We start from the raw sequence: 22,005 nt of genomic DNA, 5'->3' as shown, positions 1-22,005 counted from the left end.
TTGGTGAAAAAGTTTCATCTTTGCGGTGGAGAAAAACCAAGACCGGGGAGAGAAAGGACAGCTTTTGAATTTCGAGAATTTTTTATCGGAAATACGGAAAAAACCTCTTGCAAATTGACAACAAAAGGTGTATAATCTATAAATGGCTGTGGAAGCCAGATACTTCCTCGGCGGACAGGGATTTTCTGCCCGTTTTGCGGATTTTGTGCCGCGAAAGATGAAGTATGTGGCGATCATCGCCGCCTGTCCGTCTGTGGACCGGCACTGGAACTGGAGAACGCTGAAGCGGCAAGCTGCGGTCAAACGGGCGCAGGCACGTGAAAACCGCGGCGCTTTCAGGGTTCCAAGGCAAAAGCACCGGTTCAGGTTCAACGACAAACTGAGCAGATCCAATGAGGAGGCAAATAGCTTGTCTAAGGAAGACGTTATCGAGATCGAAGGCATTGTGCGTGAAGCCATGCCCAACGCCATCTTTAAGGTGGAAATGTTGAGCGAGGATAAGAACACCGGGAAGCTCACTCCCAGCGGTCACATCCTCTTAGCGCACATCTCCGGCAAGCTGCGGACCAATTTCATCCGTATCCTGCCCGGGGACAAGGTTACCGTGGAAATGTCGCCCTATGATCTTTCTAAGGGCCGCATCACCTGGCGCTCCAAATAAGCACCAGGGTATCAACCAAAAGGAGGTTCAACATCATGAAGGTCAAGCCTTCCGTGAAACCCATCTGCGAAAAGTGCAAGGTCATCCGCCGCAAAGGCCGCGTGATGGTCATCTGCCAGAACCCCAAGCATAAGCAGCGCCAGGGCTAATTCGGGCGCCTGGGGGTCAAGTGCGTAGAGTCCCGGCGCAGACCCCGACACTGACATGGGATGATTTTTGGAGGAAACTACTATGGCACGTATTGCCGGCGTTGACCTGCCCCGCGAGAAGCGCGTTCAGGTGGGTCTCACCTACGTTTATGGTATCGGCCAGACCACTGCTAACAAGATCCTGGAAGCAACTGGCATCAACCCCGATACCCGCGTCAAGGACCTGACTCTGGAAGAAGAGGCTAAGATCCGTGACTACATCGATCAGGCTAACATCATCGTTGAAGGCGACCTGCGCCGCAACGTTGCTCTGGACATCAAGCGCCTGGTTGAGATCCAGTCCTTCCGTGGCACCCGCCATCGCAAGAATCTGCCCTGCCGCGGCCAGCGTACCAAGACCAATGCACGTACCTGCAAGGGTCCCAAGCGCACTGTCGCTAACAAGAAGAAGTAAGGAGGATTTGAGAAATGGCAAGTGCAAATAATGCCAAGAAGGGCGCTAATGTCCGCATGAAGCGCAAAGAGCGCAAGAACATTGCTGCTGGTCAGGCTCATATCCAGTCTACCTTCAACAATACTGTTGTCACCATCACCGACCTGCAGGGTAATGCAGTGTCCTGGTGCTCCTCCGGCTCCCTGAACTTCCGCGGCAGCCGTAAGAGCACTCCGTTCGCAGCCCAGTCTGCTGCTGAGACCGCAGCCAAGGTTGCTATCGAGCATGGCATGAAGACCGTTGAGGTCTACGTCAAGGGCCCCGGCGCTGGCCGTGAGTCCGCTATTCGTGCGCTGCAGGCTACCGGCCTGGAAGTCACCCTGATCAAGGACGTGACTCCCATCCCCCACAATGGCTGCCGTCCCCCGAAGCGCCGTCGTGTCTGATCGAAGGAGGAAATTGAATTATGGCAAAGAATACGCAGCCTATCGCAAAGCGTTGCAAGGCCCTGGGCATTTCTCCTGCGGTCATGGGCTATGCAAAGAAGAATACCACCCGCAACTCCAATGGCAACATGCGCAAGAAGCAGTCTGAGTACGCATCTCAGCTGAAGGAGAAGCAGAAGGTCAAGTTTATCTACGGCGTTCTGGAAAAGCAGTTCCACAATGCTTACCTGCGTGCTGAGGCCCGCCCCGGCAAGACTGGTGAGAACCTGCTGCAGATCATGGAGTGCCGTCTGGACAACGTCGTGTTCCGTCTGGGCTTTGCTCAGACCCGCCGCGACGCTCGTCAGCTGGTGTCCCACGCTCACTTCACCGTCAACGGCAAGAAGGTCAACATTCCTTCTTATCAGGTGAAGGCTGGCGACGTGATCGAAGTGCGCGAGTCCAGCCGCAGCTCTGCAAAGTTTGCAAAGCTGACCGGCCCCGAGGCTCCCGTTGTTGCTCTGCCCGCATGGCTGAACCGTGAGACCGGTTCTCTGAAGGGTGTTGTCGCAAAGCTGCCCGAGCGCAGCGATATCGACTACGAAGTCGCAGAGCACCTCATCGTCGAGCTGTACTCCAAGTAATCCATTAAGAAGGCTGGGCCTTCCCCGTGGACGGCTCACTTTCGCATTCTTTTCTTTGAAAGAATTTAATAATGGGCCGGCGGCAGCGCCGGTTTGACAAGGAGGGCATAGATATGATGGAGATTGAACGTCCCAAAATCGAAACGGCAAGCCTGTCCCCGGACGGCCGCTACGGCAAATTCGTGGCAGAACCGCTGGAGCGTGGCTTTGGCATCACACTGGGCAATAGCCTGCGTCGTGTGCTTCTTTCCTCTCTGCCCGGTGTCGCCGTGACCAGCGTCAAGATTGATGGCGTGGTTCACGAGTTCTCCACCATTGAGGGCGTCAAGGAAGACGTTACCGAAATTGTCCTGAACCTGAAGGGTATTGCTGCAAAGCTGTACACCGATGGTCCGAAGACAGTGCGTGTTGAGGCAGTCGGCCCCTGTGAGGTCACCGCTGACAACATCAAGCAGGGCGACGACATCGAAATTCTGAACCCTGAGTGGCACATCGCAACCCTGGGCGAGGGCGGCAAGCTCGTCATGGAGCTGACCTTCGATAAGGGCCGCGGCTATGTGCCCGCAGAGCGCAACAAACAGGCTATCATCGAGAAGAACGATATCAACACTCTTCCCGTTGACAGCATTTACACCCCTGTGCTCAAGGTGAACTACAACGTCGAGAGCACCCGTGTTGGCCAGGCGATCGATTATGACAAGCTGACCATTGAGGTTTGGACCGATGGCACGATCAATGCGCAGGAAGCCGTTTCTCTGGCTGCCCGTGTGCTGACCGAGCACCTGAACCTGTTCGTCAACCTGTCCGATGAGGCAGCCGGCGCTGAGATCATGGTGGAGAAGACCAACGACGACAAGGAAAAGGCTTTGGAAATGACCATTGAAGAGCTGGATCTGAGCGTGCGTTCCTTCAACTGCCTGAAGCGCGCAGGCATCAACACGGTGGAAGATCTGGTCAGCAAGAGCGAGGACGAGATGATGAAGGTCCGCAACCTCGGTCGCAAGAGCCTGGAAGAGGTCATGGCAAAGCTGGATTCTCTGGGCTTCAAGCTGAACACGGATGACGATAACTAAAAATAATTAAGGAGTGAAACGGGATGCCCGGTACCAGAAAGCTCGGTAGAACCAGCGACAGCCGCAACGCTATGATGCGCGCTATGGTTACCTACCTGTTAGAGAATGGCAAGATTGAGACCACTGTCACTCGCGCTAAGGACGTTCGTTCCATGGCCGAGAAGATGATCAGCCTTGGCAAGGCAAGCGACCTGCACACCAAGCGTCAGGTTTATGCCTACATCACCAAGGAAGATGTTGCAAAGAAGCTGTTTGATGAGATCAGCCCCAAGTACGCTGACCGCAACGGCGGCTACACCCGCATCATCAAGATCGGCGCTCGCCGCGGCGACGCTGCTGAGATGGCAGTTCTGGAGCTCGTCTGATCTGCTCTGACTGTTTGATACAGTGTTCAAAAGCCCTTTCCCAGCAATGGGAGAGGGCTTTTTTTGCGTGGCATTTTCATTGCTTCTGAATGTTCCCGGGAATAGCGGGCCAAACCGCAAACATTTTCACAATTCCACTAAAAACTCGAACCTATTTTCTAGCAAAATGCCTCTTGATATGTTGTATGGGGGGGTAAACTTAAAGAGCAGACGGTGCCTTTTGGGGTGGGTGCCTGCAAAATAACAAACGAAAAGGGGAAGAGAACATGAGAAAAAAGAGTACGAGACTTCTCAGTGCAGCGCTTGCGGCGTGCATGATGCTGTCGGTTCTGCCAGTGGGCGCGTTTGCGGCGGAGCCGGGGGCAGCAGAACCGGAAAATGGCGTAAGTGCGCAGGAAGAGACGGAACCCTACCACTTGAATGGCGGGGAGACTGTTAATGATACATTTGTAGCAGCGCATGGCGATGTGTATGAACTGAGCGGACCCTATACAAAGAGTATCACGGTCTATACGACAAAAAATGTTACGCTGAACATTGTTGGTAATGTGGATGTCAATATGGGGTCTGCACTGCTGAATGTGAAGGATGCCCGCGATTTGAAGATCAATGCAGGGCAGTATGATGTCGTTGCAAATGTGAAAAATACAGATGCCGCCGCTTTTATGAATTTGAATGCCTCGAATGCAACGGTGGTTGTTCAGAACGGACGTTATCTGGATGGTGAACAACGTCTATCTTTTTTTACCGTTGTCGCGGGAACACTTGAACTGAATGACGTGTATATTGCCGCGAAAAAAACGACTTTCCCGATTTTGAATGGCAGTGTAGTTCATATCAATGGCGGTGAATTAACTGCAGAAGGGTATTACATAGTATACAATGCACCATGGCCTTGGGCTGGAATTGAAAAGGCAGGAACTGTTATTATAGACGGTGCAAAAATAAAAAATGGATTCGTCGGTAGTAAAAACGGAAGTGTTGAAATTAAGAACAGTACTTTGAAAAATGATGACGGATATTGTGTTTCAATTGAGGGAGGAACGATTACCCTTGACAATGTAAACGTATCCGCGAGGGGTGAAGAAAGTCACAACAGCAGAGTTTTGGATTTATGTGGAAAACTTTATGATGATACGGCGCAAGAGATACGGATCACAAACGGAGGAACTTATGAAGCACTTGCGAGCGGAATGACTGTGGTTTTTGGCGGAGGTCTGAATGCAGATGTTACGCTGGATAATATTACGATTAAAAACGGTAAATACGGTGTTCACTGTCTGGTAGATAAGAAACACGAACTGGTCATAAAGAATGTGACCTTTGAGGGCAACGATACAGATATATATTTGTCTAGTGGGGAAGATAGTGAGGAGTTTGGAAATCCGTATGTAACGATTGACCCTACCTTTACGAGCGAGGCAAAAATTGAGGTGCGAAATCCCTATGAAGGCAGACGAATCACGACATACACGAATGGAAAGGCATACCAGAAAAACCTGAAGCTGACCAGTGCGAACTCGGGCTATGTTATCGGTTACAAAAATGATTATAGAGGAGAGTATCGTTACCTGACCCGTGGCTATTATGTGGATTCTGAGAAGGCTGTAGCCACCGCAGAAATAAACGGCGAGCTGAATCAGCTGGACAGTACAAAGCTGATTGCAAAAGATACGGAAGTAACGCTGAAAGCAGCGGATACAGCACCTGAGGGCAAGGAGTTCAAAGGCTGGAAACTGTATAAAGTCGTAAATGGTACTGAGACTGAAATCACGGACAAAACAGAACTTGCCAATCTGTTGAAGAATGGCACCGAAACCACTGCGACCCTGACCATGCCCGCTTATAATGTTAAGGCGGAACCGTATTATAGCGATATTCCGTATAATATCACGGCTGTAGACTGCACTGTGGATATGCCCAAAGCTTCTATGGGCGATACTGTAACAGCAACGCGCAGGGCGCTGAAAGCCAACGAGCGCTTTATCGGCTGGACGGTGAAGGTGAATGGTGTTAAGCAACACACGGACGACTTCCTGACCCCGGACGCGAACGACCCCGCCAAAGTGAGATTTACCATGCCGGCTGAGAACGTGGAAATAAAGGCAAACTTTGAGGGGAATCCCACGCTGAACATCGGCGATCATGTGACTGCGAACATTGACGGCAGCGATGCGTCCGTACCGAGCGGCAGCACTGTGCCGGTGGGTGAAACCGTGCACCTGACAGCCATTGCGCCGGATGGACAGCACTTCACCGGCTGGACGGTGAAGGTAGGCGGTGAGGAACAGAAAGCAGACACCTTCCTGACGACCCCGAACGCAAACGACCCCACCAAGGTGACCTTTACGATGCCGAGTGAGAATGTGGAAGTGACGGCAAACTTTGCGAGCAACCCCACTCTGAACCCCACTCTGAGGGTCGGCGACCATGTGACGGCGACCATTGAAGGCAGCGATGCGTCCGTACCGAGCGGCAGCACTGTGCCCGTGCCAAAGAATAAAATTGTGCACCTGACAGCCACTGCACCGGGACAGCACTTCATCAGCTGGACGGTGAAGGTGAATGGTGTTGAGCAAGACCCGACCTTCCTGAAGCCGGACGCGGACGACCCCACCAAGGTGACCTTTATCATGCCGGATGCTAATGTAGAGGTGACGGCAACCTTCGCGGATGACCCCATTGGCCCGGATGGCCCCGACCCGGTTGGACCCAGCGATACCGGCAACATTCAGGGCGCGATCTCTGCTGTGGTCGTGGGTGCTGCCGCAGGTGCTATTATCTATGAAGCCGGCACCGGCATCTACCGCGTCATCAATATGCCCGGCATCCCCATGCCCTCCAACCGTATCGAGCTGGCCGAGCTGCTGTGGGAGCACGCCGGCAAGCCGGAGCCTGTAAGCACCGCCCTCTACAGCGACATCGACGAGGGCGATACCGATGCACAAAAGGCCGCCCGCTGGGCAGTGGAGCAGGATCTGATGAAGGACGATGCGGACAACAATAAATTCAACCCGTACTTCCCCGTCAGCAAGCTGCGCACCTGCCTGACCTGGAACGCCGCAAAAGAAAAAGGCTTGTTTGACAAGACCGAAGAATAAAAATCAGAACCCCAAAAGGGCTGCTGCACCAAATGTAGTGCGGCAGCCCCTTTTCTCGTTTTCGGGTGTTGGAATTGCGCCCGCCCCGTGGTATACTGACAATAGCATGTTTTCGGCCTTTGGCCGGACAAGTTTTCCACACAGAGGAGGCGCAGCGGTTGAAACATCCGAATCATTTTGGCCGGTGGTTGGCTTGCGTGCTGCTGTGCCTGCTTCTGGCAGGCTGCAGCATGCCCGGTGAACAGGTGCAGGTGGAAGAGCTTCTGCGTGCGCCCAAGCTTTCCGGCGATTACGGCGATGTGCAGACTGCCCTGAACGACTGGCTGGGGGAGAGCGCACAGCTCAAATATCCCATGCAGGGCGACCTGCTTTCGCCTTTCCTGCTGCAGGATCTGGACGGTGACGGCAGGCAGGATGCCGCCGTGCTTTACACCACCGCCCAAAGCTCCAACGTGTGCATTGCCATCCTGCAGAAGGATGATGCCGACATCTGGCATGTGCGCCAGAACGTAGAGGGCCTTGCAGACACGGTAGAGTCGGTGGGGCTGGCCCAGCTGCAGCCCGGCGATGCCACCCAACTGGTGGTGGGTTATACAGCGGCACAGGGCGACCATTATCTGGCTGTGTATTCCTACACCGACGGCGTGCTTTCCACGATCCTGGAGCAGCAGTACCAGCAGTATCTGGTGGAGGATATCACCGGCGGCGGCAATCAGGACCTGATCCTGATGTCTACGCTGGAGGACGGCGGCGTGCAGATCGAACTGCTGACCGTGGATAAAGAGGGCAGCTTCCAGCAGGTGGCTGTTATGGGCCTTTCCGCCAATCGGTTCGCCGGCTGCGCCTCGGTGGCGGCGGGTGTGGGTGCGGACGGCAGGCATTATCTGGTGCTGGATGGCTGGACCGGCATTTCCGGCAACAATCTGGCCAGCGTGCTGCTGCGTTTTGACGAGGACACGCAGCAGATGGTGCCTGCCGATCAGATCAGCACCGAAAAGCTTTACACCGCATCCCTGCGCAATGTGCCAAGTCTGGTCAGTCAGGATCTGGACGGCGACGGCATCGTGGAGATCCCCACCCAGCCGGACGAAGCGGGCCTGCTGAACATGAGCCAGAGCCGCCGCATGGATTTTATCGTGTGGATGGACTATACCAGCCCGCACCCGGAAAAAAGCTTCGGGCTGCTGGACGAAGAGACCAACTGCTATATCGAGCTGCCCATGGAGTGGGAGGGCAACCTCAAACTGACCGACAGCGAACAATATGATGGTGCAGTGGAGCTGCGCACGGTGGACGATGACCAGCTGGTAATGACCCTGCGTCTGGTGCGCACCACCTCCAGCCTGAAGGGCTGGACCCGCCTTGGCATCGTGGCATCCCGCCAGATGCAGGCGAAGCTTGCCCCGGATGTGGAGATCCGTGATAAAAATTACCGCCTGTCCAAGGCGCTGTATCTGCTCAACTAAAGAACGGAGGAACAGTTCATGGTACGAGTGCTTGTCGTTGAAGATGAAGCCAACATCCGCGAGATGATCGCGCTGAACCTGCGCCTTGCGGGCATGGAGGCTGTGGAGGCCGAAAGCGCCGAGGCGGCTCTGCCGCTGCTGGAGAAGAAGCCGGGCTGCGATGCGGCCATTCTGGATGTGATGCTGCCGGGCATGAACGGCTTCTCCCTGTGCGAGACCATCCGCCGCACCGATCAGAAGATCGGCATTATCATCCTCAGCGCCAAGGGACAGGAGCAGGACAAGATCCGCGGCCTTTCTATTGGTGCCGATGACTATATGACCAAGCCTTTCAGCGTAAGCGAACTGCTGGCCCGTGTGAAAGCGCTGTGCCGCCGCGTCGGCCGTACTGCAGGCGGGGACGAAAAAGAAAAGGAAAACCCGCTGGGGATGCTCACCAGCGGCGAATTTGTGCTGGACGAGAACCGCCGCGTGCTGCTCAAGGCAGGCCAGTCTATTGAGCTGACGCAGGTGGAATTCCAGATCATGGAGCTGTTCTTCCGCAACCCCGGCATTGCGCTGGTGCGCGAGAAGATCCTGAAGGGTGTCTGGGGCGAGAACTATTTTGGTGACGTGAAGATCGTGGATGTGAACATCCGCCGTCTGCGCATGAAGGTGGAGGATGAACCCAGCCATCCCACCCATATCCTTACTGTGTGGGGCTACGGTTACAGATGGGAAGAATGAGAAGCGGGATCACCCGCCGGTGGCTGCGGGGCAACCTGCTCATCACCGTGCTGCTGGTGCTGCTGGCCGAAACCATGTTCCTGTACAACTACACACGCAGCTATTATAACAGCGTGCAGCAGACCATGTACCGGCGGTTCTCTTCGGTGTCCGGCCAGCTGAAAATGTACACCGGCGATACGGTGCAGAGCACGGCGGCTACCCGCAGCGTGGCCCTGCGCCGCATGGTGGAGCAGTTTGCCGATAAGGACAAATACGAGTTCATGCTGCTGGACAGCTATGGCGGGGTCATTGCGTCCTCCAGCGGCACAAATGCGGACGGCATTGTGACCGGCATCGACTTTGAGCAGGCGCAGGAGGCTTCTGATGGCCTTGGTGTGGCGGTCTACCGCACCCAGTCCGGTGAGCTGGTGATGGCGGCCTGCTATCTGGTGCCCTATGCCGCCGAGGATGTGGCGGCGATGCGTCTTGTCACCAGCCTGACCCTTGTGGGAGCGCAGATCAAGAACGCCCTCGCGGTAAGTGTTGTGATCGCGGCGGTGATCCTTGCTTTCACCGTGATGTCCGGCCTGTACTTCATCCGCAGCATCGTGGTGCCGCTGGGACAGGTGGAGCGCACCGCAGCCAGCATCGCCCGGGGTGAGCTGGATGTGCGCCTGCCGGTCACCGGCAACGAGCACGACGAGGTGGACCGCCTGCGCGGCACCATCAACCAGATGGCCGAAGGGCTGGAAGAGACCGAGAAGATGAAGAACGAGTTCATCAGTTCCGTCTCTCACGAGTTGCGCACGCCGCTCACCTCCATCCGGGGCTGGGTGGAGACCCTGCGCACACTGGACGACCCGGCAGACGAGAACTACCGCAAGGGCCTTGAAATCATCAACAATGAGACGGGCCGCCTGTACAACATGGTGGAAGAGCTGCTGGATTTCAGCCGTCTGCAGAACGGCCGCATCCGTATGGACTGCCGCCCGCTGGACCTTGTGGCAGAGCTGACCGATGCGGTGCTGTTCTGTGAAGCACGCATCCAGCGCGAGGGCCTTGTGCTCAGCTACACCGAGCCGGAGGAGATGATCCCGGTCTATGCCGACCCGGACCGTCTGCGGCAGGTGTTCATCAACATCATGGACAACGCCATCAAGTACTCGGCCCCCGGCGGGCGCATCACGGTCAAGCTGTGGGCGGGCGAATACAAGGCTTTTGCGGAGATCATCGATCAGGGCCGCGGCATCCCGCCGGAAGACCTTGAGAATGTCAAGACCAAGTTCTACAAGGGCAGCAATTCGGTGCGCGGCAGCGGCATCGGCCTTGCGCTGGTGGATTCCATCATGACTGCACTGGACGGCACCATGGACATCAAGAGCACGCTGGGCCGCGGCACAGTGGTCACACTGGGCTTGCCGCTGTACCATAAGGCGTGAAGATTTTGTCACAATTCTGTGGTAAAATAACCAGGAAAAATATGATCCGATAGGAGAACCCAATGAATCAACCCAAAAAGGAACGTTTCAAGACCAGCGTCGGCGGGCAGGCGCTGATGGAAGGCATCATGATGCGCGGCCCGAAGCTCATCTGCTGCGCGGTGCGCAAGCCGGACGGCACCATTGAGACCAAGATCGACCCTGTGAAGAACCACGGCATCTGGACCAAGATCCCGCTGGTGCGCGGTGCCATCTCCATGATCGAAAGCCTGATCGTGGGCTACCGCTACATGATGTACTCGGCTCAGGTGAGCATGGGTGACGACTACGACCCCGAAGAGGAAGAGACTGCCTTTGAAAAATGGGTGGGCGACCACTTGGGCAAAAAGGCAGAGGACGCACTGCTGGCCTGTGCCGCCGTACTGGGCGGCCTGCTGGCGATTTTGCTGTTCACCGTGCTGCCCACCCTCATCGTGGGCGGCGTGAACCACTTTGTAACATTGGGCCGCTGGGCCAAGGTGGTGCTGGAAGCGGTGCTGAAAGTTGGCATCTTCCTCACCTATATGGTGGCCATCTCCAAGATGAAGGAGATCCACCGCGTGTTTGAGTACCACGGTGCCGAGCACAAGACCATTGCCTGCTATGAGGCCGGTGATGAGCTGACCGTGGAGAATGTGCGCAAGTACACTCGGTTCCATCCGCGCTGCGGCACCAGCTTCCTCATTCTGGTGGTCATCGTCAGCGTGTTCCTCTACAGCGTGCTGCCGTGGGGCAGCATCGGTCTGCGGGTGCTGTTCAAGCTGCTGCTTCTGCCGCTGGTCATGGGCATCAGCTATGAGCTGCTCAAGTGGTGCGGCCGGTCCGATAACATTGCCACCCGCATCATCCGCCAGCCCGGTATCTGGGTGCAGCACCTGACCGTGTTTGAACCGGACGACAGCATGATCGAGGTGGCCATTGCCGCTGTGACCCCTGTGCTGCCCGAGGACCCGGAGGATGGCAAATGGTAAGTGCAGGTCTGTCTCCGCGGGAAGCGGTGCGCAGGGTGGAAGCGCGGCTTGCCGCCGCAGGCTGTCCGGATGCGGATTACGATGCACGGGAGCTGTTCCGTGCGGCGTCCGGGCGGGATGCCCGCCTTTCTGACCGGGCGCTGACCACGGAGGAAGCGGAAAAGCTGGAAGCCCTCTGCACGCGCCGTGAGCAGCGGGAACCGCTGCAATACCTGTGCGGGATCTGGAGCTTTCTGGATTTTGACCTTGCCGTTGGCCCCGGTGTGCTCTGCCCCCGGGCAGACACTGAGGTGGTAGCGGAAGCGGCTGCCAATACCCTGACGGGCATTGCAGCGCCCCGGGTGCTGGATCTCTGCGCGGGGACCGGCTGTCTGGGGCTGGGCGTCAAGCGCTTCTGCCCGGCGGCGCAGGTGACCTGCGTGGAAAAAAGCCCGGAAGCCTTTGTTTATCTGGAAAAGAACTGCCGCTGTGCCCTGAAAGGGCAGGGCGGGCAGACGGAGGACTTGCTGGAGCCTACCGCGTTTGAGCAGGCAGATGCCCCGGCCTTTGACTGGGGGCCGACGCTGAACGCTCTGCGCGCAAAGGCAAAGCCAGCCTATGCGGTGCAGCCGGTGGAGGGCGACCTGTTCACCTACTGGCAGGGCCTGCCAGAAGGGCAGCTTGATCTGATCGTATCCAACCCGCCCTACCTCACCGCCGAGGAGATGCGGCATCTGCAGCCGGAGGTGGCGCAGGAGCCGGCCATGGCGCTGGAAGCAGGAAAGGATGGCCTTGTGTTCTACCGTGCCCTTGCAGAGCATTACCAGAATGCACTGCGGCCCGGCGGAGCATTGGTGCTGGAGATCGGCTGGCAGCAGCGGCAGGCTGTGGCGGCACTGCTGGCTGCAAACGGCTGGGCAGACATTGAGTGCCGCAAGGATTTTGGCGGCAATGACCGGTGCATGATCGCCCACAGACCCGAAAAATAAAAGTGAAAATAGAAACAACTTCTCGTTGTAATATTTTGATTTTGTGGTATACTATACTGGAAAGTATACGGACAGCCCGCGCACGGCGGGCAGCAGGAAGAAAAGGAGCAGCACGCTATGGCAAAAAATCAGAACAACAACACCGTTGCCCCGGCGACCAAAAAGACCGAGCCGGAGGCCAAAAAGGATGCGCTGGCCACTGCGCTGGCCCAGATCGAAAAGCAGTTCGGCAAGGGTGCCGTGATGAAGCTGGGTGATAACGCCTCCATGCAGGTGGATGCCATTTCCACCGGCAGTCTGGGTCTGGATCTGGCTCTGGGCGTGGGCGGTGTGCCCCGCGGCCGCATCATTGAGGTGTACGGCCCGGAATCCAGCGGTAAGACCACGCTGGCTCTGCACATTCTGGCCGAAGCCCAGAAGCAGGGCGGCGAAGTGGCCTTCATTGACGTGGAGCACGCACTGGACCCCACCTATGCCGAAGCGCTGGGCGTGGACATCAACAATCTGCTGGTCAGCCAGCCGGACACCGGCGAGCAGGCCATGGAAATCTGCGAAGCACTGGTGCGCTCCGGTGCCATCGATGCCATCGTGGTGGACTCGGTTGCCGCCATGGTGCCGAGGGCTGAGATCGAGGGCGAAATGGGCGACAGCCATGTGGGCCTGCAGGCCCGCCTGATGAGTCAGGCCATGCGCAAGCTGACTTCGGTCATCGGCAAGACCAACACGGTCTGCGTCTTCATCAACCAGCTGCGTGAAAAAGTGGGCGTGATGTACGGCAACCCGGAGGTCACCACCGGCGGCCGCGCCCTGAAATATTACGCCTCGGTGCGCATCGACATCCGCCGCGTGGAGGGCCTGAAGGACTCTTCCGGCCAGTTCATCGGCAACCACACCCGCGCCAAGATCGTCAAGAATAAGGTGGCACCTCCGTTCCGTGAGGCAGAGTTCGATATCATGTTCGGCGAGGGCATTTCCAAGATGAGCGAACTCATTGATGTGGGCGTAAAGCTGGGCATCGTGCAGAAGAGCGGCGCATGGTTCAACTATGGCGATATCCGTCTGGGTCAGGGCCGTGACAACGCAAAGCAGTTCCTGAAGGACAATCCCGAGATCGCAAACGACATCGAGGGCCAGATCCGCGCCAATGCCGATAAGCTGTACGCATCCCGCCGCCCGGCAGGCAAGGGCGCTGCGGCCAAGGCCGAGGAACCCGCCAAGGCTGCAGATGCCAAGGAGCCGGTGGTCAAGGCTCCTGCCCGCAGCAGCGAGAGCGAACTGGATATCATGGTGGAGGACTAAATGTCCTTTTATAAACGCCGCCGCCCGAAGCAGGAAGAAGAAAAGTGTGCCGACCCGGCCAAGGCCCGCGCCCGCGCACTGGATGCGCTGGCCTCGCGGGAAATGTCCTCGGCCCAGCTGTACGAGCGGCTGTGCTATGGCTTTACGGAGCAGGCTGCGGCTGCGGCCGTGGCAGAAATGGTGGAGCGGGATTACGTAAACGATGACCGCTATGCCGAGGCCCGTGCCCACAGCCTGCTTGCCGCCCGCAAGAGCCGCCGTGCGGCGGCCCAGAACCTGCGGCAGAAGGGCCTTTCCGGCGCGCAGATCGAGCAGGCGCTGGAAAGCGTCTATGCCCCGGACGCAGACGGCGAAAGCCCGGAGCTGGAAGCTGCCGCCGCTCTGGTGCGCAGCCGCTATATGAAAAAGCTGGCCGATGGCCGCCGCGACCTTGTGGTGGCCGCCCTGCAGCGCCGCGGCTTTGCGTATTCGGTCATAAAAGAAGCGATAAAAAGAGCGGAAGAAGAATAAAAAGCACCCCTCAAAAGAGAAAGAGAGTATCATCCCCTATGAAAATTGCGTGTATTTCCCTTGGCTGCCCCAAGAATCAGGTCGATCTGGATGTGATGGTGCACATCCTGCTGTCTGCCGGCCACGAGACCGTGGCCGATCTGGCCGAAGCAGATGTGATCCTTGTGAACACCTGCGGCTTCATCGAGAGCGCCAAGACCGAAGCCATTGAAAACATTCTGGAAGCCTGCTCCTACAAGCAGCAGAACCCGGAGCTGAAGGTCATCGTCACCGGTTGTCTTGCCGAGCGCTACCGCAGCCAGATCGAGGAAGAAATCCCCGAGGTGGACGCGGTGGTGGGCTGTGCCTCCAACAAGGCCATCGACACCATCGTGGACCGCCTGTTCCATGGTGAGGACCATCTGGAAAGCTACGGTGCCAAAAAGGACTTTCCGCTGGGCGGCAAGCGTGTCATCGGCACGCCTGCCCACTATGCGTACTTAAAGATCGCTGAAGGCTGCAACAACCGCTGCCACTACTGCGCCATCCCCGGCATCCGCGGCCCGCTGCACAGCCGCGATATGGCCGACTGCGTGGCCGAGGCCCGCTGGCTGGCCGGTGAGGGCGTAAAAGAGCTGATCGTGGTCGCACAGGACCCCACCGCTTACGGCGAGGACTGGGGCAAGCCCGGCAGCATCTGCGAGCTGCTGGATAAGCTGAACAAGGTGCCGGGCCTCGAGTGGATCCGCATTATGTACGCTTACCCGGAGCGCATCACAGATGAGTTCATTGCCGCCATGAAGCGCAATGAGAAGGTGGTGCCCTACCTCGATCTGCCCATCCAGCACTGCAATGACACCATCCTCAAGAATATGAACCGCCGCTCCAACCGCGCTGAGCTGCTGGAGGTGATCGGCAAGCTGCGCCGCGAGATCCCCGGCATCACCCTGCGCACCACTCTGATCGCAGGCTTCCCCGGCGAGACCGAGGAGCAGTTCGAGGATCTGTGCAATTTTGTCAAGGAAGTAAAGTTTGACCGTCTGGGCTGCTTTGCCTACTCTGCCGAGGAGAACACCGTTGCTGCCAAAATGGACGGCCAGATCGATCAGGAGACCAAGGACAAGCGCGCCGAACTGGTGATGCAGATCCAGACCGGCATCATGGCCCAGAAGCAGGCCGAAAAGGTGGGCCAGACCGTGCATGTACTTTGCGACGGCATCGACGAGGAGAGCGGCCTGTATCTGTGCCGCACCACCGGCGATGCTCCTGAGGTGGACGGCAATGTGTGCGTTTCCAGCGAGGAGCCGCTGTACCCCGGCCAGTTCTACGATGTTCTGGTGGACGACAGCGACCTTTACGATCTGTATGGTACTGTTGCAAAATAACAAATTGGAGGAATCTGTATGAATCTGCCCAATAAACTCACTTTGACCCGCATCCTGCTGGTGCCGGTGTTCATGGTCTTTGTGTCCCTCACCAGCCTGAACGGCATCGCGGATGGCTCCTTCCAGCCGACGTATTACCTGATCGCAGGCATCGTCTTTGCTGCCGCCAGCTTTACTGATTTTCTGGACGGCCATCTGGCCCGCAAGTGGAACATGGTAACGGACTTCGGCAAGTTTGCCGACCCGCTGGCCGACAAACTGCTCACCACTGTGGCCTTCATTTACATGATGCGGGACGGCGTATGCAGCCCGGTGGTGCTGTGCATCATTCTGGCCCGCGAGTTTGCCGTGTCCGGCCTGCGCATGGTGGCCGCCGGTGCCAAGGACGGCAAGGTGATTGCCGCCAATATGTGGGGCAAGGTGAAGACCGTGCTGCAGATGCTGAGCATCATCTTCTACTTCTTTGGCATGTCCATTGCAAGCATGTCGGCTACCGGCGCAGAGCAGGGCGTGCGGCAGATCCTGGTAATCAGCATTTCCATGGTGCTGTGCTGGCTGGTGGCTGCCGTGACGGCCATTTCCGGCATCAAGTACCTGTGGGACAACCGCAGCTTCATCAACACTGCAAAATAAAGCGTTTTTTGAAAAAGGGCAGGGAGACCTGCCCTTTTTCAAATTTTCGAGGAAATATTACAAGACGGAAAGGCTTTCCATGAAAAAATTTGCTGATACAGTGCGCCGCTTGCTCTCCATCGCACTGAACCTGTTCATCGTCTGGGCGGAGCCCATTGCCCTGCCCATGAGCTGGGATTGGGGCAAAGAGCAGATGTTCATTTTTTACACCGAGGATTCCAACATCCTTTCGGCCTGCATCTGCGCCATGGTGGCGGTGGGCCAGCTGGTGTGCATCTTTACCGGCAGGGAACTGCCGCACTGGCTGCACACCCTCAAGTACATTGCCACCTGCTGCCTGACCATGACCTTTCTCACGGTGGTGTTCGTGCTGGGTCCCATGTATGAGGACGGCAACGGCTGGTACATCATGCTGTGCACCAGCTCCATGCTGTACCATCATCTGCTCAACCCGCTGGCGGCCATCTTCTCCTTTGTGCTGCTGGAGCGCACACCGCGCCTGCCCCGCAGTACGGTCAAGTGGGCGCTGCTGCCCACGGTGCTGTACGGCGGCATCATTTTGTGGCTGAACATCCAGCGCGTGGTAGATGGGCCATATCCCTTCATGAAGGTGTATGACCAGAGCGTGCAGGCGTCGGTGCTGTGGTGCATTGTCATCCTGCTGATGAATTACTTCTATGCATGGCTGCTCTGGAAGCTGAACGGCGGGAAGAAAGAAAAAGCCTGACGATCTGAAATGCCCTCCGCTTTGCTCTGGGCATAAATAGCGGAAATACTAATTTTTATTAGAGCAATACCGGACAGACTGCGGTCTGTCCGGTATTGCATTTTTCACAGAAGGGGCCGCAAAGAAAAACAGCATCTGAAAGCTCCGGCCCTTCCTGTGAAAAAGCAGCTCCGAAAAGCCCGCAGGCTTTTCGGAGCTGCAAATTAAAGATAAATTATCCTCTGAATATGCCCAGAGCAAAGCGGAGGGCATTCTAAATGGTTCTTGTGTTTTTACGCTACGGTGGAATTCTCTTCCAGCCAGTCCAGCACACAGGACTGCAGGGCGTTCAGGTGCGCACGGTTCTCACCGTAGGTGTCGGCATAGGTGCTGTTGGCGTCGTCCAGCTCTTCCTGCGTGGGAGCAAGGCTCTTGGTCTCGGCCACGGCCTGAAGGATCAGGTCCTGCTTTGCCAGATGCTCAAAGTAAGCGTCGGATGCGGCCAGCATGGCATCGGCATCGGTGTAGCCCTGCGTCTGGGCAAAAGCATTCAGATCCATGCCGTAGGCGGTGGCGTACTGGTTGTAGTAGTTCAGGAACATGCGGATGTAATAGCTGGTGATCTCGCCGGGCAGCTCCTTGAAGGTGGAGTTCGACATCAGGTAGTCCACGATGGCGTTCTCGTAGTTGGTGGCATACAGCGCATCGTTAAAGTAGCTGCGCAGGGCATCGACGGTGTGCAGATCATCGCTGGTGCCAAAGTTGGAGTCCACCCACTCGTCGGTCAGCTCGGGGGTCACGCTTTCGGAAATGGAGTTCAGCGTCACGCTGAACACGGCTTCCTTGCCGCTGAGGGTGATCGTGTTGCCCTCGGCATCGGTGGAATCACCGTAGCCGTCCGGGAAGGTGACGGTCACGTCAAAGGTATCGCCCACATTGTGCCCGATGATCTGGTCCTCAAAGCCATCGATGAAGGAACCGCTGCCAAGGGTCAGGTCGTAGCCGGTGGCAGTGCCGCCGGTAAAGGCCACGCCGTCCACGGTGCCGGTGTAATCGATGTTGGCAACATCTCCGCTCTGGGCGGCACGGCCGGTAACGGGCTGGGAAGAGGTGTACTGGTTCAGCAGGTTGTCCACCTGCTGCTGCAGTTCATCTTCGGTGGGGGTCAGGTCGTTCTCCTTCAGGGCAATGGAGCCGAAGTCCTCCGGCAGGGTCACATAGTCCAGCGCTTTGATGCCGCTCCAATAGCCGTTTTCGTCCAGACCATCGCTGTAATCAAAGGCCTCGTAGTCGAAGTCGGCAACAGAGCCAAACTGCGAGACGGATGCGGCAGCCGAAGAAGCGCTGTCGGCCTGCTTGTGCTTTGTCAGCATGAAACAGGCAAAAATGACGCACACCGCCGCGGCGATGGCCAGCAGGATGCACAGGAGTTTTTTGGTGTTGTTTTTCAAAAGAAATACCTCCATAAAAATCGGCCTGATGCACAGCAAAAGACCGGTACAGGCAGAACAGATACCCATTTATTATATACGTTCTGACGGCAAAAGGAAAGTTCTTTGCAAAATTTCCACAAATCCTGCGGCGGGTTTGTATCACTTTTGCCCGTCTACAGGCGCAAAAGTGACCAAAACCGGTGGAAATGGGCGGGCGGTTCTGTTACAATAAAAATAAGTGAGCCTTCCCGGGAACATAAGGCCCCTCCCTGAGGGGGCTGTCGAGCGTATGCGAGACTGGAGGAGTTCCTCCTTCCGTCATCGCTGTGCAATGGAGAGGGCGAGGACGGTAAGATTTTGGAGGAAATTCAAATGGATTACAATAAAGCTGCTCTGGAAATGCACGAGACCCACAAGGGCAAGGTGGGCATCGTAAGCAAGGTGGAGGTTGCCACCCGCGATGACCTGTCCACCGCCTACACTCCCGGCGTGGCCGAACCCTGCCGCAAGATCAAGGAAAACCCCGACGACGTGTATAAGTACACCTTCAAGGGCAACATGGTGGCTGTCGTTTCCAACGGCACCGCCGTGCTGGGCTTGGGCGATATCGGCCCGGAAGCCGGTCTGCCGGTCATGGAGGGCAAGGCGGTGCTGTTCAAGGAGTTCGGCGGCGTGGATGCCTTCCCCATCTGCATCGATGCCCACGACGCAGCCAGCGTCATTGCTGCCTGCAAGGCCATTGCGCCCACCTTTGGCGGCATCAATCTGGAGGACATCAAGAGCCCCGAGTGCTTTGAGATCGAAGAAACGCTGGAGCGTGAGCTGGACATCCCTGTGTTCCACGATGACCAGCACGGCACTGCTATCGTCGTTACTGCTGCCCTCATCAACGCCCTGCGTGTGGTGGGCAAGAAGATGGAAGATGTGCACATCGTGCTGAACGGCCCCGGTGCTGCCGGTACTGCCATCATCAAGATGCTCATGACCGCCGGTGCAAAGGACATCATTGCAGTGGACCAGTTCGGCACCCTGTACAAGGGCTGCAACAGCGCCGAAGCCCACAAGAACTGGCTGGGTGAGGTGACCAATCCCCGTCAGATCAAGGGCGGCCTGAAGGAAGCACTGGAAGGTGCCGACGTGTTCATCGGCGTTTCCAAGCCCGGCATCCTGACCACTGAGCTGTGCAAGACCATGAACAAGGATGCCATCGTTTTTGCCATGGCCAACCCCACCCCGGAGATCATGCCGGACGAGGCCAAGGCCGGCGGCGTGCGGGTGATGGCCACCGGCCGCAGCGACTTCCCCAATCAGGTGAACAACGTGCTGTGCTTCCCCGGCTTGTTCAAGGGCGCACTGAGCGTCCGCGCCCGGGACATCAACAATGAGATGAAGCTGGCCGCCGCCTACGCTATCGCCGACCTCATCACCGATGCCGACCGCAGCGAGGAGAACATCATCCCCGGCGCGTTCGACCCCCGCGTGGCCGAAGCTGTGGCAAATGCCGTGGCAAAGGCTGCCCGCGAGACCGGCGTTGCCCGTCTGTAAGCGGAGGAAGCGTTTATGAGAACCATTTCCGCACAGGAGATCACGGATACCGTTGCACGGCTGTGCATCGAAGCCAACACCCGCCTGCCGCAGGACGTGCAGGCGGCGCTGGACAAGGCCCGGCAGGAAGAGCCGTGGCCGCTGGCGAAGAGCACTCTCGACCTTTTGTGGTCGAACCTTTCCGCCGCAAAAGAAGAAAACCTGCCCATCTGTCAGGATACCGGCATGGCCTGCGTGTTTGTGGAGCTTGGCACCGATGTGCACATTGACGGCAGCTTTGAAGCTGCCATCCATGAGGGCGTGCGCCGGGGTTACACCGACGGCTACCTGCGCAAGAGCATCGTGGCAGACCCTTTGCGCCGGGGCAATACCGGCGACAACACCCCGGCGGCCATCACAGTGCATCTGGTGGACGGCGAGGGCTGCCGCATCACGGTGGCACCCAAGGGCTTTGGCAGCGAGAACATGAGCCAGATCAAAATGCTCAAGCCCGCCGACGGCGTGGAGGGCTTCAAAAAGTTCGTGCTGGACACGGTGAAGCTGGCAGGCTCCAACCCCTGCCCGCCCATCGTGCTGGGCATCGGCGTGGGCGGCAGCTTTGACAAGGTGGCGTATCTGGCAAAGAAGGCCCTGCTGCGTCCGCTGGATGTGCCAAACCCGGACCCCTATTACGCACAGCTGGAGCAGGAGCTGCTTGCCGCCATCAACGAGCTGGGCATCGGCCCGCAGGGCTTTGGCGGCAGGACCACCTGTCTGGGCCTTGCCATTGAGCAGATGCCTACCCATGTGGCGGGCCTGCCTGCGGCGGTGAATGTTTCCTGCCATGTGACCCGCCGTGCAAGCGCGGAACTGTAAGGAGGGGCAAAGATGGAATACAGACTGACGACTCCCTGCACGGCCGAGGAACTTGCCCCGCTCAAGGCGGGCGACACCGTGCTGCTTTCCGGTGTGGTGTACACCGCCCGCGATCAGGCCCACAGGCGGATGACCGAAGCACTGGAAAAAGGCGAACCGCTGCCCTTTGATCTGACCGGCAGCGCCATCTACTACGTTGGCCCCACGCCGGAACGCCCGGGCCAGGTGATCGGCTCGGCAGGGCCCACCACCAGCGGCCGCATGGATGCCATGAGCCCGCGCCTGCTGGACCTTGGCAATAAGATCATGATCGGCAAGGGCAAGCGGGACGATGCGGTCAAGGCAGCTGTGGTGCGCAACGGGGCTGTGTATCTGGCAGCGCTTGGCGGGGCCGGTGCGCTGATGGCAAAAAGCGTGCAGACGCTGGAAGTGATCGCATGGCCGGACCTTGGCTGTGAAGCCGTGCGCCGCCTGACTGTGAAAGATATGCCGCTGACGGTGATCCTGGATGCCCACGGCGGCGATCTGTACCAGTCCGGCCCGGCGGCATATCTGGAAGCAAAATAATTTATCGCCTTTGCACAAAACGCGGCCGACTAAAAACCGGCAAAACAGCAGATTTGCGTAGGATAAATTTAGTTTGTTTTAACAAACTTCCGCGAATTGCTTGCACATCGGCAAAAAGTGTGATATCTTGTACTATATGAAACCGTGGTGCTTTGCATCCCGGCACAGACAGGAGGCAAACATACCATGCAGATCCACCAATCCGCAGAAGATTATCTTGAAACGATCCTTATGCTCACCCAGCGGATGGGCCGTGTGCGCTCCATCGATGTGGTCAATGAGCTGGGCTTTACCAAAGCCAGCGTCAGCATTGCCATGAAGAAGCTGCGCGAGAACGGCTATATCGCGGTGGACGGCGAGGGCAACCTGACCCTGCTGGCACCGGGCCGCGAGATCGCAGAGCGCATCTATAGCCGTCACCGTCTGCTGACCCACTTCTTTATGCAGCTGGGCGTGGACGAAAAGACCGCCGCCGAAGATGCCTGCAAGGCAGAGCATATCCTCAGTGAGCAGACGCTGGAAAAGATCCGTGAGCGCGCCATTGAGACGGATGCTGAGCTTGGCAAGACTGTCAAGTGATCCCCGCAGCATTCCAAGATCGTAAAATGATCCCGTTCCTGAAAAGGAGCGGGATTTTTTTGTATGGAAATT

General features: G+C 57.4%; 23 protein-coding genes. 22 read left to right on the top strand and 1 reads right to left on the bottom strand.

The features are described 5' to 3' along the window. The first annotated feature begins 409 nt into the window (after positions 1–409). The 18 genes from infA (at position 410) to PXT33_RS13965 (ending at position 16,975) form a co-directional block, all read left to right on the top strand. Positions 410–661 carry a translation initiation factor IF-1 gene (gene infA / locus PXT33_RS14050; RefSeq protein ID WP_005937979.1) on the top strand — a complete coding sequence of 84 codons (252 nt, stop codon included), beginning with the start codon at positions 410–412 and terminating at the stop codon, positions 659–661. A gap of 35 nt (positions 662–696) precedes the next feature. Further along, positions 697–810 (top strand): 50S ribosomal protein L36, encoded by a 114-nt coding sequence (rpmJ, locus tag PXT33_RS14045; RefSeq protein WP_005921832.1) that lies wholly within the window; start codon positions 697–699, stop codon positions 808–810. An 82-nt stretch (positions 811–892) separates the two neighbouring features. Continuing rightward, the gene (gene rpsM / locus PXT33_RS14040) at positions 893–1,264 is read left to right on the top strand and encodes a 30S ribosomal protein S13 (protein WP_005937976.1); all 372 of its coding nucleotides are present in this window, start codon (positions 893–895) and stop codon (positions 1,262–1,264) included. A gap of 14 nt (positions 1,265–1,278) precedes the next feature. Then, positions 1,279–1,689 (top strand): 30S ribosomal protein S11, encoded by a 411-nt coding sequence (rpsK, locus tag PXT33_RS14035; RefSeq protein WP_005934894.1) that lies wholly within the window; start codon positions 1,279–1,281, stop codon positions 1,687–1,689. Positions 1,690–1,709: 20 nt separating this feature from the next. Then, a complete protein-coding gene (gene rpsD / locus PXT33_RS14030) occupies positions 1,710–2,312 on the top strand; it encodes a 30S ribosomal protein S4 (protein ID WP_005937973.1) in 603 nt (200 codons plus the stop codon). Positions 2,313–2,425: 113 nt separating this feature from the next. Then, positions 2,426–3,385 carry a DNA-directed RNA polymerase subunit alpha gene (locus PXT33_RS14025; RefSeq protein WP_044953267.1) on the top strand — a complete coding sequence of 320 codons (960 nt, stop codon included), beginning with the start codon at positions 2,426–2,428 and terminating at the stop codon, positions 3,383–3,385. 23 nt (positions 3,386–3,408) lie between these two features. Continuing rightward, positions 3,409–3,750: a 50S ribosomal protein L17 gene (gene rplQ / locus PXT33_RS14020; protein ID WP_005921819.1), complete on the top strand. Its 342-nt coding sequence runs from the start codon at positions 3,409–3,411 to the stop codon at positions 3,748–3,750. A gap of 266 nt (positions 3,751–4,016) precedes the next feature. Next, positions 4,017–6,851: an InlB B-repeat-containing protein gene (locus tag PXT33_RS14015; protein ID WP_347070395.1), complete on the top strand. Its 2,835-nt coding sequence runs from the start codon at positions 4,017–4,019 to the stop codon at positions 6,849–6,851. A 158-nt stretch (positions 6,852–7,009) separates the two neighbouring features. Then, a complete protein-coding gene (locus PXT33_RS14010) occupies positions 7,010–8,317 on the top strand; it encodes a hypothetical protein (RefSeq protein ID WP_332376816.1) in 1,308 nt (435 codons plus the stop codon). Positions 8,318–8,335: 18 nt separating this feature from the next. Continuing rightward, the gene (locus PXT33_RS14005; protein WP_332376815.1) at positions 8,336–9,043 is read left to right on the top strand and encodes a response regulator transcription factor; all 708 of its coding nucleotides are present in this window, start codon (positions 8,336–8,338) and stop codon (positions 9,041–9,043) included. Beyond that, on the top strand, positions 9,040–10,464 hold the full coding sequence (locus PXT33_RS14000) for a HAMP domain-containing sensor histidine kinase (protein WP_120079784.1): 1,425 nt from the start codon (positions 9,040–9,042) through the stop codon (positions 10,462–10,464). The genes PXT33_RS14005 and PXT33_RS14000 overlap by 4 nt, the downstream gene beginning before the upstream one ends. Positions 10,465–10,526: 62 nt before the next feature. Continuing rightward, on the top strand, positions 10,527–11,474 hold the full coding sequence (locus PXT33_RS13995) for a DUF1385 domain-containing protein (protein WP_332376814.1): 948 nt from the start codon (positions 10,527–10,529) through the stop codon (positions 11,472–11,474). Then, positions 11,468–12,442, top strand: coding sequence for a HemK/PrmC family methyltransferase (locus PXT33_RS13990; protein ID WP_332376813.1), 975 nt, complete (start codon positions 11,468–11,470; stop codon positions 12,440–12,442). Before PXT33_RS13995 ends, PXT33_RS13990 begins: the two co-directional genes overlap by 7 nt. Positions 12,443–12,559: 117 nt before the next feature. Continuing rightward, positions 12,560–13,741 carry a recombinase RecA gene (gene recA, locus PXT33_RS13985; protein ID WP_005937946.1) on the top strand — a complete coding sequence of 394 codons (1,182 nt, stop codon included), beginning with the start codon at positions 12,560–12,562 and terminating at the stop codon, positions 13,739–13,741. Further along, positions 13,742–14,251 (top strand): RecX family transcriptional regulator, encoded by a 510-nt coding sequence (locus tag PXT33_RS13980; RefSeq protein WP_332376812.1) that lies wholly within the window; start codon positions 13,742–13,744, stop codon positions 14,249–14,251. It abuts the gene before it with no gap. Positions 14,252–14,289: 38 nt separating this feature from the next. After that, positions 14,290–15,615: a 30S ribosomal protein S12 methylthiotransferase RimO gene (gene rimO / locus PXT33_RS13975; protein WP_332376811.1), complete on the top strand. Its 1,326-nt coding sequence runs from the start codon at positions 14,290–14,292 to the stop codon at positions 15,613–15,615. An 18-nt stretch (positions 15,616–15,633) separates the two neighbouring features. Next, positions 15,634–16,248, top strand: coding sequence for a CDP-diacylglycerol--glycerol-3-phosphate 3-phosphatidyltransferase (gene pgsA, locus PXT33_RS13970; RefSeq protein ID WP_005937936.1), 615 nt, complete (start codon positions 15,634–15,636; stop codon positions 16,246–16,248). A 79-nt stretch (positions 16,249–16,327) separates the two neighbouring features. Beyond that, entirely contained in the window at positions 16,328–16,975 is a 648-nt protein-coding gene (locus PXT33_RS13965; RefSeq protein ID WP_332376810.1) for a hypothetical protein, read from the top strand. Positions 16,976–17,247: 272 nt separating this feature from the next. Here PXT33_RS13965 and PXT33_RS13960 read toward each other — a convergent pair whose 3' ends face one another. Further along, the gene (locus PXT33_RS13960) at positions 17,248–18,405 is read right to left on the bottom strand and encodes a trigger factor (protein ID WP_332376809.1); all 1,158 of its coding nucleotides are present in this window, start codon (positions 18,403–18,405) and stop codon (positions 17,248–17,250) included. Between the two features lie 354 nt (positions 18,406–18,759). Here PXT33_RS13960 and PXT33_RS13955 point away from each other — a divergent pair, with 354 nt between their 5' ends. The 4 genes from PXT33_RS13955 (at position 18,760) to PXT33_RS13940 (ending at position 21,933) form a co-directional block, all read left to right on the top strand. Continuing rightward, positions 18,760–19,932 (top strand): NADP-dependent malic enzyme, encoded by a 1,173-nt coding sequence (locus PXT33_RS13955; protein ID WP_097774410.1) that lies wholly within the window; start codon positions 18,760–18,762, stop codon positions 19,930–19,932. A gap of 15 nt (positions 19,933–19,947) precedes the next feature. Then, positions 19,948–20,787: a fumarate hydratase gene (locus PXT33_RS13950; protein WP_005937916.1), complete on the top strand. Its 840-nt coding sequence runs from the start codon at positions 19,948–19,950 to the stop codon at positions 20,785–20,787. Between the two features lie 12 nt (positions 20,788–20,799). Then, positions 20,800–21,354, top strand: a complete 555-nt coding sequence (locus tag PXT33_RS13945) for a Fe-S-containing hydro-lyase (RefSeq protein ID WP_332376808.1) — start codon at positions 20,800–20,802, stop codon at positions 21,352–21,354. Positions 21,355–21,540: 186 nt separating this feature from the next. After that, positions 21,541–21,933 carry a metal-dependent transcriptional regulator gene (locus PXT33_RS13940; protein ID WP_005937910.1) on the top strand — a complete coding sequence of 131 codons (393 nt, stop codon included), beginning with the start codon at positions 21,541–21,543 and terminating at the stop codon, positions 21,931–21,933. Positions 21,934–22,005 lie beyond the last annotated feature (72 nt).

The organism is Faecalibacterium taiwanense (genome assembly GCF_036632915.2).
In the GTDB taxonomy this organism is placed as follows: domain Bacteria; phylum Bacillota; class Clostridia; order Oscillospirales; family Ruminococcaceae; genus Faecalibacterium; species Faecalibacterium taiwanense.
This window is presented reverse-complemented; position numbering and strand designations above follow the sequence as displayed.

Excerpts from the sequence above, each read along its gene's own strand:
- rpmJ (WP_005921832.1), top strand. The coding sequence starts at position 697 with ATGAAGGTCAAGCCTTCCGTGAAACCCATCTGCGAAAAGTGCAAGGTC.
- rpsM (WP_005937976.1), top strand. The coding sequence starts at position 893 with ATGGCACGTATTGCCGGCGTTGACCTGCCCCGCGAGAAGCGCGTTCAG.
- rpsK (WP_005934894.1), top strand. The coding sequence starts at position 1,279 with ATGGCAAGTGCAAATAATGCCAAGAAGGGCGCTAATGTCCGCATGAAG.
- rpsD (WP_005937973.1), top strand. The coding sequence starts at position 1,710 with ATGGCAAAGAATACGCAGCCTATCGCAAAGCGTTGCAAGGCCCTGGGC.
- PXT33_RS14025 (WP_044953267.1), top strand. The coding sequence starts at position 2,426 with ATGATGGAGATTGAACGTCCCAAAATCGAAACGGCAAGCCTGTCCCCG.
- rplQ (WP_005921819.1), top strand. The coding sequence starts at position 3,409 with ATGCCCGGTACCAGAAAGCTCGGTAGAACCAGCGACAGCCGCAACGCT.
- PXT33_RS14015 (WP_347070395.1), top strand. The coding sequence starts at position 4,017 with ATGAGAAAAAAGAGTACGAGACTTCTCAGTGCAGCGCTTGCGGCGTGC.
- PXT33_RS14005 (WP_332376815.1), top strand. The coding sequence starts at position 8,336 with ATGGTACGAGTGCTTGTCGTTGAAGATGAAGCCAACATCCGCGAGATG.
- PXT33_RS14000 (WP_120079784.1), top strand. The coding sequence starts at position 9,040 with ATGAGAAGCGGGATCACCCGCCGGTGGCTGCGGGGCAACCTGCTCATC.
- PXT33_RS13995 (WP_332376814.1), top strand. The coding sequence starts at position 10,527 with ATGAATCAACCCAAAAAGGAACGTTTCAAGACCAGCGTCGGCGGGCAG.
- PXT33_RS13990 (WP_332376813.1), top strand. The coding sequence starts at position 11,468 with ATGGTAAGTGCAGGTCTGTCTCCGCGGGAAGCGGTGCGCAGGGTGGAA.
- recA (WP_005937946.1), top strand. The coding sequence starts at position 12,560 with ATGGCAAAAAATCAGAACAACAACACCGTTGCCCCGGCGACCAAAAAG.
- PXT33_RS13980 (WP_332376812.1), top strand. The coding sequence starts at position 13,742 with ATGTCCTTTTATAAACGCCGCCGCCCGAAGCAGGAAGAAGAAAAGTGT.
- rimO (WP_332376811.1), top strand. The coding sequence starts at position 14,290 with ATGAAAATTGCGTGTATTTCCCTTGGCTGCCCCAAGAATCAGGTCGAT.
- pgsA (WP_005937936.1), top strand. The coding sequence starts at position 15,634 with ATGAATCTGCCCAATAAACTCACTTTGACCCGCATCCTGCTGGTGCCG.
- PXT33_RS13965 (WP_332376810.1), top strand. The coding sequence starts at position 16,328 with ATGAAAAAATTTGCTGATACAGTGCGCCGCTTGCTCTCCATCGCACTG.
- PXT33_RS13955 (WP_097774410.1), top strand. The coding sequence starts at position 18,760 with ATGGATTACAATAAAGCTGCTCTGGAAATGCACGAGACCCACAAGGGC.
- PXT33_RS13950 (WP_005937916.1), top strand. The coding sequence starts at position 19,948 with ATGAGAACCATTTCCGCACAGGAGATCACGGATACCGTTGCACGGCTG.
- PXT33_RS13945 (WP_332376808.1), top strand. The coding sequence starts at position 20,800 with ATGGAATACAGACTGACGACTCCCTGCACGGCCGAGGAACTTGCCCCG.
- PXT33_RS13940 (WP_005937910.1), top strand. The coding sequence starts at position 21,541 with ATGCAGATCCACCAATCCGCAGAAGATTATCTTGAAACGATCCTTATG.